This window comes from Erythrobacter sp. S158 (assembly GCF_057364915.1).
On record NZ_CP200279.1, the window covers coordinates 1,163,665 to 1,176,163 of the forward strand.

Here is a 12,499-nt window from a genome sequence, read left to right on the forward strand (position 1 = left end):
GCTGGAAAACGAGGGCTCGTAATGGGTGTCGCCAACGATCGCTCGATCGCTTGGGGCATCGCCAAGGCCTGCGCCGAAGCAGGCGCGGAGCTTGCCTTTACCTATCAGGGCGAAGCGTTCGGCAAGCGGCTTGCACCGCTGGCTGAGAGTGTCGGCTCTGACACGATGCTCGACGTCGATGTTACTGACGACGCCTCGCTCGACGCGGCATTTGGCGCGCTGCAGGACAAGTGGGAAACGCTTGATTTCGTCATTCACGCGGTTGCGTACTCGGACAAGTCGGAGCTGACAGGCCGGATCCTCGACACCAGCCGGGCGAACTTCAAAAACTCGATGGACATCTCCGCCTACAGCTTCATCGAAGTTGCGCGGCGCGCGCATCCGATGATGAAGGAGAATGGCGGCACGATCCTGACGCTGAGCTACATGGGTTCGAACCGCGTGACCCCGAATTACAATGTTATGGGTGTTGCCAAGGCCGCGCTGGAAGCGGGCGTTCGCTATCTCGCCAATGATCTGGGCCCTGAGGGCATTCGCGTGAACGCGATCAGTCCGGGCCCGATGAAGACGCTTGCGGGGTCGGCGATTGGCGGCGCGCGCAAAACCTACAAGCACACGGAGGCCAACGCTCCCCTGCGCGCTAATGCGACGCTTGAGGCGGTGGGCGGAACGGCTGTGTATCTGTGCTCCGACGCGGGCGCATGCACGACCGGTGAGATTATCCGTGTCGATGGCGGCTTCCACGTCCTCGGCATGCCTCAGCACGATAACTTGTGACGATGGAGATCCGGCGCACCGACCTCAGTGAGCCTGAAGTCGCGGCGCTGATCGACCTGCATACGCGCGAGATGTTCGAAGGCTCGCCGCCCGGCACCAATCACGCGCTCGATCAGTCTGGCTTGAAAACGCCTGACATCGAGGTGTTTGCGGCATGGGACGGCGAGCTTCTTCTTTCGATTGGCGCCATCCGCAAGCATGATGATTTTGCCGAGATAAAGTCGATGCGCGCGCACCCAGAAGCGCGTGGCACGGGCGCGGGCAAGGCGATCCTGACGGCCTTGATCGATCGGGCGAAGGAACTTGGCTATCCCGAGATCAAGCTTGAGACCGGATCGGGCGAGTTGTTCGAGCCGGCGACGCGGCTATACCGAAGCTTTGGCTTTGAACCGTGCGAGGCCTTTGCGGGCTACACGCCGGGCGAGTTCAACAAGCTCTATTCACTGAAGATCTAGCGTCAGACCAACGCGGTCAGAACTTGGTCCGGCGGACGGTGCCCGTCGGCCCAGAAGCGGATGTTGGCGATCACCTTTTCACCCGATGCCTCGCGCCCTTCGACCGTGGCGCTGCCGATATGCGGGAGGGTCATCACGTTGGGATTGGTGATGAGGCGCCGGTCCACCTTGGGTTCGTCCGGATAGACGTCAAGGCCTGCTCCTGCGAGGTGGCCCGACTGCAAGGCCTCGATCAGCGCTTCTTCGTCAATCAATTCGCCGCGGGCGGTGTTCACGATGCTGGAACCCGGCTTCATCAGCGCGATGCGGCGAGCATCAATCATGCCGCGGGTTTCATCGGTCAGTGGGCAGTGAAGGGTGAGGATGTCGGCCTCGGCGACGAGGTCGTCGAGATTGTCGACGAAGCGCACTCCCAGCATCTGTTCGAGCGCTGCGGGAAGCGGCCTGCGGCTATGGTAGGCCACTTCGAGCCCGAACGCCCGAGCACGGTGCGCGACCGCTTGTCCAATCCGGCCCATACCGACAATGCCGAGTACCTTGCCGCCAATTTTGCGGCCGAGCATTCCGGTCGGTGCCCAGCCGGTCCACTTGCCGCTGCGCACCAACTCGACGCCTTCGCGAATGCGGCGAGGGACGCCGATAATGCCCGCCATTGCGAGGTCGGCCGTGTCGTCGGTAAAGACGCCGGGCGTGTTGGTGACGATGATCTTGCGCTTCGCGGCTGCCGCCAGATCGATATGTTCTGTCCCCGCGCCAAAATTGGCGATCAATCGCAGGTTCTCGCCCGCACCTTGGATCATTTCGGCATCAATCCGGTCGGTGACTGTCGGGACCAGCACGTCGCAGCTTGCCATCGCCTCGACCAACTGCTCGCGGCTCATCGGCTTGTCGCTCTCATTGAGGACAGCCTCGTAAAGCTCGCTCATGCGCGCCTCGACCGCCGGGGCGAGATGGCGTGTGACCACCACGCGGGGCTTGCCGGATGAGAATTTCGGAGGGGTCTCGCTGTTAGCCATGAGCTAAGCGCTACGGGGTTTCGCAACCAAGCGTCAAGCGGCCTCTTGGTCCTTGATGGGCTAGTGATGAAAAGGTTATCAGGATGCCATGACCGCGCTTCGATTTTTTGCCGTCCTCGGCTTGTGCCTCGTGCTTGCAAGCGCGATCTTCACCGATGCTCTGCGCGCCCAGAACCGGGAAGTGCCATATTGGGCGACCCTGCGCTTCGACGAAGTCAACATGCGTGTTGGGCCCAGCCAGGAATACAAGATCGACTGGGTCTACAAGCGCAAGGGGCTGCCGGTGAAAGTCGTGCGCGTGCGCGAAAGCTGGCGGCTCGTGCAGGACCATGAAGGCACGCAGGGGTGGGTCGAGAGAAGCCAGCTCAACCCCAAGCTTGGCGTCCTGATCATCGGTGAAGGGCTGACCGAGCTGCGCGAAGAGCCCGCTGCCAACTCCGCCATGCGCTGGCGCGCGGAGCCGGGAGTCGTCGGCGAGCTCATCGAGTGCCGCGACAATTTCTGCGAAATCGACGTCGATGGCAGGATTGGCTGGGTCGCGATGGAGCGGCTGTGGGGCGTGGGTTCAATGGAACCCGACGCCCCTTAATTCATCAAACCAGTTCGACAGCCACTGCGGTTGCTTCACCTCCGCCAATGCACAGCGAGGCGACACCCTTTGTCTTCTCTTGCGTCTTGAGCGCATTGATCAGCGTCACGATGATACGCGTGCCCGATGCACCGATCGGGTGACCGAGAGCGGTCGCGCCGCCGTTCACGTTGATCTTGGCATGGTCGATCCCGATGTCGCGCATCGCGAACATGGCGACACAGGCAAAGGCCTCGTTCACTTCCCAAAGATCGACGTCGTCGACGCTCCAGCCTGCTTTTTCGAGGACTTTCTCAATCGCTCCGACAGGTGCGACAGTGAAATCCTTGGGCATGCGGGCATGGGCGGCCATCGCCACAACCTTGGCGACCGGCTGCTGACCGTTTTCCTTGGCGACACTTTCACGGGTGAGAACGACAGCCGCAGCGCCGTCCGAGATCGAGCTCGACGTAGCCGCAGTAATCGTGCCGTCCTTGGCGAAGGCAGCGCGAAGCGTCGGGATCTTGTCGGGGCGGCCCTTGCCGGGCTGTTCGTCAGTGTCGACGGTGACTTCACCCTTGCGGGTTGCGAAAGTCACAGGGACCACTTCATCCGCAAACGCGCCGCTTTCGATAGCTTTGTTCGCGCGGTCGAGCGAGGTGATCGAGTATTCGTCCATGTCCTCGCGAGTGAGCTGATACTCATTCGCGGTGTCCTGAGCGAAGGTGCCCATTGCGCGGCCTTCTTCGTAAGCGTCTTCAAGCCCGTCGAGGAACATGTGATCGTAGGTGGTGTCGTGTCCGATGCGCGCGCCCGAGCGGTGCTTCTTCAGAAGATACGGCGCGTTGGTCATGCTCTCCATACCGCCTGCGACGACATAATCGACAGTGCCGCTGGCGAGTGCCTCTGCGCCCATGATCACGGTCTGCATGCCGCTGCCGCAGACCTTGTTGACGGTGGTAGCCTGCACGCTTTCGGGAAGGCCTGCCTTTATCGTCGCCTGGCGGGCTGGTGCCTGACCGAGGCCTGCGGGAAGGACGCAGCCCATGTAGGTTCGGTCGAACTTTTCGCCCGGAACGCCCGATCGTTCCACCGCAGCCTTCACCGCGGTCGCGCCAAGGTCAGTTGCCGACACGTCGGAAAGCGCCCCCTGCATCCCGCCCATGGGCGTGCGCGCATAAGAGAGGATGACGATCGGATCGTTGGCAGAAAACTGGGCCATGATTCACTTCCTTGAGAAACGAGGGGGAGATTTGGCTCCCGATTTAGTGTTGCGCCTGTCTCATGGCAACGCGAGATCAGCTTTGCCATCGGCAATTGGTATTAACTTGCGGGCGCGAGTGCTTTCCCGCACAAAGCGTGGCAAAGCGAAACCAAATTTGCCGGAGAGAGACCAAAATGGCCGACGACAAACGCGAAGAACTCGAACGCCTGCTTGACCTGCAGCGCAGCGCCTTCACCGCATCGCGCCCCGAAAGCATGAAGATGCGCAAGGATCGCATCCGCCGCGCGATGGCCTTGCTCAAGGATCATGGCGAAAACTTGTGCAAGGCGATGAGCGCGGATTTCGGCAATCGCGCGATGCACCAGTCAATGATCACCGATATCGATGGCACGATCAACGCAGGGAAAAACGCACTGTCGAACATGGACAAATGGGCCAAGCCTGAAAAACGCAAGGTCCAGTTCCCGCTCGGGCTCATGGGAGCAAAGGCGGAGGTTCGCTACGAACCCAAGGGTGTGATTGGTATCCTGTCGCCGTGGAATTTCCCGGTGAACCTCGCTTTCTCGCCGTTGATGCAGGTCTTTGCGGCCGGCAACCGCGCAATGATCAAGCCCAGCGAGTTTACCGAGCGCACGTCGCTGCTGATGGCGGAACTGGTCGAGGAGTACTTCACTCCGGACGAATGCGTCGTTGTGACCGGCGGACCGGAAGTGGCCGCTGCGTTTTCGTCGCTTCCATTCGATCATTTGATCTTCACCGGCTCGACGGCTACCGGACGCCGGGTGATGCAGGCCGCCGCAGAAAACCTCGTGCCTGTCACACTTGAGCTAGGCGGAAAATCTCCGGTCGTCCTTGGGCGCAGCGCTGACTTCGCCAAGGCGGGTGAGCGGATCGCGCTCGGCAAGATGATGAATGCGGGCCAGATCTGCCTCGCGCCCGACTACATGTATGTTCCGGAGGAGAGCGAAGACGAAGCGATTGCCGGCGTGACCAACGCCGCATCGACCATGTATCCGACCGTGCTGGAAAACGACGATTACGCGTCCATCGTTTCCGACCGCCATTTCGAGCGGCTTCAAGGCCTGGTCGAAGACGCGCGTGACAAGGGTGCGGAAGTAATCGAAGTCAATCCGGCGGGCGAGAACTTTGCCAGCGCCAACCAGCGCAAGTTGCCTCTCACCGTGCTGCGCGGGGTCAATGATGACATGACCGTGATGCAGGAGGAGATTTTCGGGCCGGTCCTGCCGGTGAAAACCTACAAAGCGGTCGATGAGGCGGTCGATTACATCAACGAGAACGACCGCCCGCTTGGCCTATACTATTTCGGCGAGGACAAGGACGAACAAGAGCGCGTCCTGTCGCGCACCGTTTCCGGCGGCGTGACCACCAATGACGTGATCTTCCATGTCTCAATGGAGGACCTGCCGTTCGGTGGTATCGGTCCATCTGGGATGGGCAGCTATCACGCGATCGAGGGCTTCAAGGAGTTCAGCCACGCACGCGCTGTCTATCAGCAGCCCAAGATTGACGTCGCGAAGCTCGCCAAGATGAAGCCTCCCTACGGCAAGGCCAAGCAGAGCGCGTAAGGCACTCCAGCGATGAGGATCCTACTGGCGGCGCTTGCGCTGACGGCTACTTCGCCGTTGTTGGCCCAAGAGAACGCCGCTTGGCGCAGCGTCGATGCACAGACCGGGCAGATTCGTGACCTTGATGAGCTCACCGCGCTGGCAGAAGCTTTTCCTGACAGCTCGTCGGTACGGCTGCGGCTTCTGAACGCTCAGCTTGAAGCCGAGGATTTCGATGGCCTGAAGCAAACGCTGCGCTGGCTCATGGATCGCGGCTACGTCTTCAGCGAGGTCGCGCGCGATCAGATCCCGAAACTCGTCGGTGAAGAACATGCTGGAGATGTTGCGGCACTGCTTACCCGCGAGGTTGAAGTAATCGAGGCTAGCGAAGTCGCGGCGACAGTTCCTGCTGAGGCAGGTCTGATCGAAAGCGTCTTTGCCCCTGAAAGCACGCCCCTGATGGTGGCGACTTCGGTGACCGGCAATTCGGTCCACATCTACACAGGCGATCAAAGCTGGACTTCGATCGCGATACCGGGAGCTAACGACCTGTCGGGCATCGTGGGCGAGCCGGACGATTCCATGGGTTGGGCCGCTTCTGCCAATCTCGACGAATTTGAGGACGCTGAGGAATTCTTCACCGGTCTGATCGGACTCCGCGGTGATTTTCAGAACCCAGTGCTGGTCCCGGCTCCAGAGGGCGCGAAAGCAGTATCTGACCTAACGATCAGCCCCGATGCGACGGTGTACGCAAGCGATCCGATCGGGGGAGGGATCTATTTCAAGCCCGTGGGCGGAACCGAGTTGGAAGTGCTAGTTGCTCCGGGCACCTTTCGATCACCGCAAGGCCTAGCGATCAGCGCAGATCAGTCTCGGCTTTATGTCGCCGACTATCGATATGGATTGGCGATGATCAATCTTGAGGATGGCTCTATTTCGCGCCTGCAATCCGATGTGCCCGCGATCCTTGACGGGGTTGATGGCCTGTGGCGGCATGGTGACCGGCTCATCGCGATGCAGAATGGGACATCGCCGATGCGGATCAGCGCATTCACCTTGTCGGAAGATGGTCTCAGGATCACTGCGGTTGAAACACTTGAGCAAGCACATCCTGGTTGGACTGAGCCGCTGGGTGGGAGCATTTCGGGCGATGCTCTCGTCTATGTTGCCACCGGCCAATGGGATCGCTTCGTCAAGGGTGAACCGGCTCAGGACAAGCCTCCCATCCCGACCGATATTCGCCGCCTACCGCTTGCGCCCGGGCAGGATTGACATCCGCACGACCCACAGTTCGATTTTCTGCAACAGATATGTGCCCATTTGACCGAGTCGCGCCCTTGCGCGGCGGTGACGACGCGCCTAGAGGCAGCCCACTGGGATAAATAACGTCTGGACATCGCTGTGATAGATCTCGCTCAGTATCTTCCGATACTGCTCTTCATCTTCATCGCCTTCGGGCTTTCCGTGCTTTTCGTGTTTTTGCCGATGGGCGTTTCGCGCCTGACCGGTGCGCACAATCCTGACGCGGAAAAACTGTCGGAGTATGAGTGCGGCTTCCCCGCATTCGAAGACGCGCGCAGCCAGTTCGATGTCCGGTTCTACCTGGTCGCGATCAGCTTCATCATCTTCGACCTCGAAGCCGCATTCCTGTTTCCGTGGGCGGTGAGCCTTGGCGAAACGGGCTGGGTAGGCTGGATCGGCATGATGACCTTTCTGGGCATACTCGCGATCGGCCTTGCTTATGAATGGAAGAAGGGAGCTCTGGACTGGGAATGAGCACGCCCGAACAAACAGTAGGGATCACCCCTCCGAACAATTTGCCGGATGTGAGCGCACTCGAAACCGCGAAAGCGGGCGAGGTGCGCCAGCCTGACGAAGATTACTTCCGCTCGCTTCAGACAGAGGTGAATGACAAGGGTTTCGTCGTCACTTCGACCGAAGACCTGTTTCAGTGGGCGCGTACCGGTTCGCTGTGGTGGATGACCTTTGGCCTTGCGTGCTGCGCGGTCGAGATGATCCACGTCAATATGCCGCGCTATGACATGGAGCGTTTCGGCATCGCCCCGCGCGCCTCGCCGCGTCAGTCGGACGTGATGATCGTCGCAGGAACGCTCTGCAACAAGATGGCTCCGGCGCTGCGCAAGGTCTACGACCAGATGTCCGATCCCAAATACGTGATCAGCATGGGTTCGTGCGCCAATGGCGGTGGCTATTACCACTATTCCTACAGCGTCGTGCGCGGCTGCGACCGGATCGTACCGGTAGACATCTATGTGCCTGGCTGCCCTCCGACTGCCGAAGCGCTTCTTTACGGCGTGATGCAGTTGCAGCGGAAGATCCGCCGTTCGGGGACGATCGAACGGTGACCAACGCTCCTCGCCAGATCGGTTCGACGGCTGCCTGCCTGCTGGTGCGCGATGTTCGCGCCTCGGCACAGTACTATGCGGACAAGCTCGGCTTCGTCGCTCCGCAGCTGTGGGGTGATGATGAGCCGACCTTCGCCATTCCGCAGCGCGACGACGTATCGATCATGCTGGCGCGCGCCAATGACGGCAAACCGCTTCATGCCAATTCGACCGATTTCGGCATGTTCAGCGCCTACTTCTGGGTCCGCGGCGTCGATGCTCTTTACGAAGAGTTCAGCGCGAACGGCGCGGACATCACCGAAAAGCCGACCGACCGTGCCTATGGCATCCGCGAGATCTATGTCCGCGATCTCGATGGGCACCTGATCTGCTTCGGCAGCGATATTGACGAGGCTGTACACTGATGGCCGTTCTCCATTCCGCCCCCAAATTCGCCTCGAACGAAGGCGTTCTCGATGCTCTGAGCGAAAGCGTCAGCGTGTGGCTTGACCGTGCCGAGGAACAGCACGGCGAGATCATTCTGACCGCCAAGCGCGAAAGCATTGCCGAGGTGCTGCGCATCCTTCGCGACGATCACGCCTATCAGCAGATGATGGAAATCGCCGGGGCCGATTATCCCGACCGCGATGAGCGTTTCGAAGTCGTCTACATGCTTCTGAGCCTCACCAAGAACCACCGGATCATGGTGAAATGCTCGACCGACGAGACGACGCCGGTCCCCAGCGTGACTTCGCTGTGGCCTAATGCGGGCTGGCTCGAGCGTGAGGTGTTCGACCTTTACGGTGTCGTGTTCGAGGGCAATTCGGACCTGCGCCGCATCCTCACCGACTACGGTTTCGAAGGACATCCTTTCCGCAAGGACTTCCCGATGACCGGCTACACCGAGTTGCGCTATTCGGAAGACGAAAAGCGAGTCGTTTACGAGCCTGTCGAACTCCCGCAGGACATGCGCACCTTCGACTTCCTATCGCCTTGGGAGGGCTCGGATTACGTGCTTCCTGGCGATGAAAAAGCCGATGGTCCGCCGCAAGTCGACAAGCCCAAGGTTACCGAAAAACCTGCCGACACCGGCGCTGGCCCCAAAGCCACGGAAGCTGCCGCTGAAGGCACTGACGCCGTTCCGCCCGACATGATCGAGGTCGAGATCGGCGATGACGACGAAGTGAAGGAGGGCGACGAATGAGCGTCCAGATCGAAGAATCGCCGACCACCGACGGCGAAGTCATCACCAACTACACGTTGAACTTCGGCCCGCAGCACCCCGCGGCGCACGGCGTTCTTCGCATGGTGATGGAGCTTGACGGCGAAGTGATCGAGCGTGTCGATCCGCATGTCGGCCTGCTCCACCGCGGCACCGAGAAGCTGATCGAGCAGAAGACCTATCTTCAGGCTCTGCCGTATTTCGACCGCCTCGATTACTGCTCGCCGCTTTGTCAGGAGCACTCCTACGTGCTCGCGATCGAGAAGCTGCTGAACATCGAAGTGCCAGAGCGCGCGCAGTACCTGCGCGTGCTGTTCGCCGAGCTTACCCGCATCTGTAACCACATGCTCAACATCGGCGCGCACGTCATGGACGTTGGCGCGATGACGCCGAACCTGTGGGTCTTCGAGCTGCGCGAGGACTGCCTCAACTTCTTCGAACGCGCATCGGGCGCACGCATGCACTCTGCATGGTTCCGCCCCGGCGGTGTGCATCAGGATGTTCCGGAAAAGCTGCTCGTTGATATCGGCGACTGGCTCGACAATCGTTTCTTCCAGCTGTTCGACGACGCGATGAGCCTCGTCATGGACAACCGCATCTTCAAGCAGCGCAACGTCGATATCGCCGTCGTAAGCCGTGATGACGCGGTCGCGTGGGGCTTCTCCGGCCCGATGATCCGTGCTGCGGGCATCCCATGGGACCTTCGCAAGTCGCAGCCTTACGACGTCTATGACCGCATGGAATTCGACATTCCCGTCGGCACTAACTCCGATTGCTATGACCGCTTCATGGTCCGCGTGCAGGAAGTTCGCGAGAGCGCCAAGATAATCAAGCAGTGCCTGCGCGATATGCCTGAAGGCCCGATCGCGAGCACCGACGGCAAGGTTTCGCCTCCCAAGCGCGGCGAGATGAAGCAGTCGATGGAAAGCCTGATCCACCACTTCAAGCTCTACACCGAGGGCTTCCACGTCCCCGCAGGCGAAGTTTACGTCGCGACCGAAAGCCCCAAAGGCGAGTTCGGCGTCTATCTCGTCAGCGACGGCACTAACAAGCCGTACCGCTGCAAGATCCGCCCAACCGCCTTCAGCCACCTTCAAGCCATGGATATGATGAGCAAGGGACACATGCTGGCAGACGCCACCGCCATTCTCGGCGCGATTGATGTCGTGTTTGGGGAGTGTGATCGCTAATGGCTGACCGTACACCTGCACCCGATACGCCCGAGCTGCGCGCGCGTTGGGGCTCTTTCGAGTGGTCGAAAGAGAACAAGAAGAAGGCCGATCGCGAGATCGCCAAGTATCCCGAAGGCCGCCAGAAATCGGCCGTCATGGCGCTGCTCGATCTCGGCCAGCGTCAGGTCGGCGAAGAGACCGACACGCAGGGCTGGCTGCCGCTTCCGGTGATCGAATACATCGCCGACTATCTCGACATGCCGGTGATCCGCGTGCTCGAAGTCGCGACGTTCTATTTCATGTACAACATGAAGCCGGTGGGTAAGTACCACGTGCAGGTTTGCGGGACGACGCCGTGCATGCTTCGCGGATCGGACGACATTATCAGCGCGTGCAAGAAGCGCGGCATGGCGTTCGGCAAGGTGTCAGAAGATGGCCTTTGGACCCTCACCGAAGTTGAATGCATGGGCAATTGCGCGACCGCACCGATGGTCCAGATCAACGACGACAATTACGAAGACCTGACCGTTGAACGTCTCGACGCCGTGCTCGATGCGCTCGCTGCTGGCGAGCAGCCCAAGACGGGTACGCAGGAGCCAGGCCGTCACACCTCTGAACCGAGCGGTGGCCCGACCACGCTTAAGGAAATGGTCGACGCCAACCATGATTACCGGGGTGACTGGTAATGACCGGCGGCACGCTCGCACTGATGATTGCAGGCCTCGTGGGCTTTGGTGCCGGCGCGTATCTCGCCGCCACTGGTGAGCGTTCCGTTGGTATCGCACTGATGGGTATGGGCCTTCTGTTTCAGGCGCTGACGCTGCGCCAGCTGAGAATTTCTAAAGTGAAGGATCAAGGCGATGCTGGCTGACAAGGACCGCATCTTCACCAACGTTTACGGCTTCCAGGATGCCGGGCTCAAGGCTGCGCAGGCGCGCGGCGATTGGGACAATACCAAGGCCCTGATCGAGCGGGGCCAGGACGCGATCATCGAAGAGATCAAGGCATCTGGCCTTCGCGGGCGGGGCGGTGCAGGCTTCCCTACCGGCCTCAAATGGTCGTTCATGCCAAAGGAATCGAAGGACGGTCGTCCGAGCTTCCTCGTCATCAACGCCGACGAATCCGAGCCCGGTTCGTGCAAGGATCGCGAGATCATCCGTCACGATCCGCACAAGCTGGTCGAAGGCGCACTCGTCGCCGGTTTCGCGATGCGCGCGCGTGCCGCCTATATCTACATTCGCGGCGAATACATTCGCGAAGCGCAGGTGCTGCAGGCTGCCATCGACGAAGCTTATGACGCAGGCCTGATCGGAAAGAATGCCAGCGGTTCAGGCTTCGATTTCGACGTTTTCATGCACCGCGGTGCGGGCGCCTATATCTGCGGCGAAGAGACCGCGATGATCGAGAGCCTTGAGGGCAAGAAGGGCCAGCCACGTCTCAAGCCGCCTTTCCCGGCAGGCGCTGGCCTTTATGGCTGCCCGACCACGGTGAATAACGTGGAATCTATCGCCGTCGTGCCCACGATTCTGCGTCGCAGCGCCAATTGGTTCTCAAGCTTTGGGCGTGAGAATAACAAGGGCACCAAGCTCTTCCAGATCAGCGGCCATGTCGAAAAGCCCTGCGTTGTCGAAGAAGCGATGAGCATTCCTTTCGAGGAACTGATCGAAAAGCATTGCGGCGGTATTCGCGGCGGGTGGGACAACCTGCTGGCGGTTATTCCCGGGGGTTCCTCGGTTCCGCTGGTTCCGGCAGAGCAGATCCGTAACGCGCCGATGGATTTTGACGGGCTCAAGGATCTTGGCTCGGGGCTCGGCACGGCAGCTGTCATCGTGATGGATAAGTCCACCGACATCGTGCGCGCGATCAGTCGCCTGTCCTACTTCTACAAGCACGAAAGTTGCGGCCAGTGCACGCCGTGCCGCGAAGGAACGGGCTGGATGTGGCGCGTGATGGAGCGTCTTCGCACCGGCGATGCGGCAATCGAGGAAATCGACATGCTGCACGAAGTGACCAAGCAGGTCGAAGGCCACACCATCTGCGCTCTGGGTGACGCAGCAGCGTGGCCCATCCAGGGCCTGATCCGTCACTTCCGCCCGGAACTTGAGCGCCGGATCGAAGAACACAACGACAAATTTGCTGAGGCAGCGGAGTAAC

15 protein-coding genes are annotated in these 12,499 nt (G+C 60.4%); 13 read left to right on the top strand and 2 right to left on the bottom strand.

Features of this window, described 5'->3' with window-relative positions:
- The first annotated feature begins 21 nt into the window (after positions 1-21).
- Positions 22-777 (top strand): enoyl-ACP reductase FabI, encoded by a 756-nt coding sequence (locus AC0V6T_RS05815; protein WP_486125119.1) that lies wholly within the window; start codon positions 22-24, stop codon positions 775-777.
- 2 nt (positions 778-779) lie between these two features.
- Positions 780-1,232 carry a GNAT family N-acetyltransferase gene (locus AC0V6T_RS05820; RefSeq protein WP_486128511.1) on the top strand — a complete coding sequence of 151 codons (453 nt, stop codon included), beginning with the start codon at positions 780-782 and terminating at the stop codon, positions 1,230-1,232.
- A 2-nt stretch (positions 1,233-1,234) separates the two neighbouring features.
- Here AC0V6T_RS05820 and AC0V6T_RS05825 read toward each other — a convergent pair whose 3' ends face one another.
- Entirely contained in the window at positions 1,235-2,248 is a 1,014-nt protein-coding gene (locus tag AC0V6T_RS05825; protein WP_486125121.1) for a 2-hydroxyacid dehydrogenase, read from the bottom strand.
- A gap of 88 nt (positions 2,249-2,336) precedes the next feature.
- Between AC0V6T_RS05825 and AC0V6T_RS05830 the strand changes: the two genes are divergently transcribed.
- Positions 2,337-2,837 carry an SH3 domain-containing protein gene (locus AC0V6T_RS05830; protein ID WP_486125123.1) on the top strand — a complete coding sequence of 167 codons (501 nt, stop codon included), beginning with the start codon at positions 2,337-2,339 and terminating at the stop codon, positions 2,835-2,837.
- 4 nt (positions 2,838-2,841) lie between these two features.
- Here the strand turns inward: AC0V6T_RS05830 and AC0V6T_RS05835 are convergent, their stop codons facing one another.
- Positions 2,842-4,038 carry a thiolase family protein gene (locus AC0V6T_RS05835; RefSeq protein ID WP_486125125.1) on the bottom strand — a complete coding sequence of 399 codons (1,197 nt, stop codon included), beginning with the start codon at positions 4,036-4,038 and terminating at the stop codon, positions 2,842-2,844.
- Between the two features lie 176 nt (positions 4,039-4,214).
- Here AC0V6T_RS05835 and AC0V6T_RS05840 point away from each other — a divergent pair, with 176 nt between their 5' ends.
- The 10 genes from AC0V6T_RS05840 (at position 4,215) to nuoF (ending at position 12,498) form a co-directional block, all read left to right on the top strand.
- On the top strand, positions 4,215-5,627 hold the full coding sequence (locus AC0V6T_RS05840) for a coniferyl aldehyde dehydrogenase (RefSeq protein ID WP_486125127.1): 1,413 nt from the start codon (positions 4,215-4,217) through the stop codon (positions 5,625-5,627).
- 12 nt (positions 5,628-5,639) lie between these two features.
- Complete coding sequence (locus AC0V6T_RS05845) at positions 5,640-6,878, top strand: hypothetical protein (protein ID WP_486125129.1); 1,239 nt, start codon at positions 5,640-5,642, stop codon at positions 6,876-6,878.
- Between the two features lie 129 nt (positions 6,879-7,007).
- The gene (locus AC0V6T_RS05850) at positions 7,008-7,382 is read left to right on the top strand and encodes an NADH-quinone oxidoreductase subunit A (RefSeq protein ID WP_007164322.1); all 375 of its coding nucleotides are present in this window, start codon (positions 7,008-7,010) and stop codon (positions 7,380-7,382) included.
- The gene (locus AC0V6T_RS05855) at positions 7,379-7,972 is read left to right on the top strand and encodes a NuoB/complex I 20 kDa subunit family protein (RefSeq protein ID WP_486125131.1); all 594 of its coding nucleotides are present in this window, start codon (positions 7,379-7,381) and stop codon (positions 7,970-7,972) included. The genes AC0V6T_RS05850 and AC0V6T_RS05855 overlap by 4 nt, the downstream gene beginning before the upstream one ends.
- Entirely contained in the window at positions 7,969-8,376 is a 408-nt protein-coding gene (locus AC0V6T_RS05860; RefSeq protein WP_486125133.1) for a VOC family protein, read from the top strand. Before AC0V6T_RS05855 ends, AC0V6T_RS05860 begins: the two co-directional genes overlap by 4 nt.
- Positions 8,376-9,155: an NADH-quinone oxidoreductase subunit C gene (locus tag AC0V6T_RS05865; protein ID WP_486125135.1), complete on the top strand. Its 780-nt coding sequence runs from the start codon at positions 8,376-8,378 to the stop codon at positions 9,153-9,155. Before AC0V6T_RS05860 ends, AC0V6T_RS05865 begins: the two co-directional genes overlap by 1 nt.
- The gene (locus AC0V6T_RS05870; protein ID WP_007164318.1) at positions 9,152-10,363 is read left to right on the top strand and encodes an NADH-quinone oxidoreductase subunit D; all 1,212 of its coding nucleotides are present in this window, start codon (positions 9,152-9,154) and stop codon (positions 10,361-10,363) included. The genes AC0V6T_RS05865 and AC0V6T_RS05870 overlap by 4 nt, the downstream gene beginning before the upstream one ends.
- A complete protein-coding gene (gene nuoE, locus AC0V6T_RS05875; protein ID WP_111992616.1) occupies positions 10,363-11,031 on the top strand; it encodes an NADH-quinone oxidoreductase subunit NuoE in 669 nt (222 codons plus the stop codon). The genes AC0V6T_RS05870 and nuoE overlap by 1 nt, the downstream gene beginning before the upstream one ends.
- Complete coding sequence (locus AC0V6T_RS05880) at positions 11,031-11,216, top strand: hypothetical protein (RefSeq protein ID WP_486125138.1); 186 nt, start codon at positions 11,031-11,033, stop codon at positions 11,214-11,216. Before nuoE ends, AC0V6T_RS05880 begins: the two co-directional genes overlap by 1 nt.
- Positions 11,206-12,498 (top strand): NADH-quinone oxidoreductase subunit NuoF, encoded by a 1,293-nt coding sequence (nuoF, locus tag AC0V6T_RS05885; RefSeq protein ID WP_486125140.1) that lies wholly within the window; start codon positions 11,206-11,208, stop codon positions 12,496-12,498. Before AC0V6T_RS05880 ends, nuoF begins: the two co-directional genes overlap by 11 nt.
- The last annotated feature ends 1 nt before the right edge of the window (position 12,499 follow it).

Bases quoted from the DNA above. Each gene is read 5' to 3' on its own strand.
- AC0V6T_RS05815 (WP_486125119.1), top strand. From the start codon at position 22: ATGGGTGTCGCCAACGATCGCTCGATCGCTTGGGGCATCGCCAAGGCC.
- AC0V6T_RS05820 (WP_486128511.1), top strand. From the start codon at position 780: ATGGAGATCCGGCGCACCGACCTCAGTGAGCCTGAAGTCGCGGCGCTG.
- AC0V6T_RS05825 (WP_486125121.1), bottom strand. From the start codon at position 2,248: ATGGCTAACAGCGAGACCCCTCCGAAATTCTCATCCGGCAAGCCCCGC.
- AC0V6T_RS05830 (WP_486125123.1), top strand. From the start codon at position 2,337: ATGACCGCGCTTCGATTTTTTGCCGTCCTCGGCTTGTGCCTCGTGCTT.
- AC0V6T_RS05835 (WP_486125125.1), bottom strand. From the start codon at position 4,038: ATGGCCCAGTTTTCTGCCAACGATCCGATCGTCATCCTCTCTTATGCG.
- AC0V6T_RS05840 (WP_486125127.1), top strand. From the start codon at position 4,215: ATGGCCGACGACAAACGCGAAGAACTCGAACGCCTGCTTGACCTGCAG.
- AC0V6T_RS05845 (WP_486125129.1), top strand. From the start codon at position 5,640: ATGAGGATCCTACTGGCGGCGCTTGCGCTGACGGCTACTTCGCCGTTG.
- AC0V6T_RS05855 (WP_486125131.1), top strand. From the start codon at position 7,379: ATGAGCACGCCCGAACAAACAGTAGGGATCACCCCTCCGAACAATTTG.
- AC0V6T_RS05865 (WP_486125135.1), top strand. From the start codon at position 8,376: ATGGCCGTTCTCCATTCCGCCCCCAAATTCGCCTCGAACGAAGGCGTT.
- AC0V6T_RS05870 (WP_007164318.1), top strand. From the start codon at position 9,152: ATGAGCGTCCAGATCGAAGAATCGCCGACCACCGACGGCGAAGTCATC.
- nuoE (WP_111992616.1), top strand. From the start codon at position 10,363: ATGGCTGACCGTACACCTGCACCCGATACGCCCGAGCTGCGCGCGCGT.
- AC0V6T_RS05880 (WP_486125138.1), top strand. From the start codon at position 11,031: ATGACCGGCGGCACGCTCGCACTGATGATTGCAGGCCTCGTGGGCTTT.
- nuoF (WP_486125140.1), top strand. From the start codon at position 11,206: ATGCTGGCTGACAAGGACCGCATCTTCACCAACGTTTACGGCTTCCAG.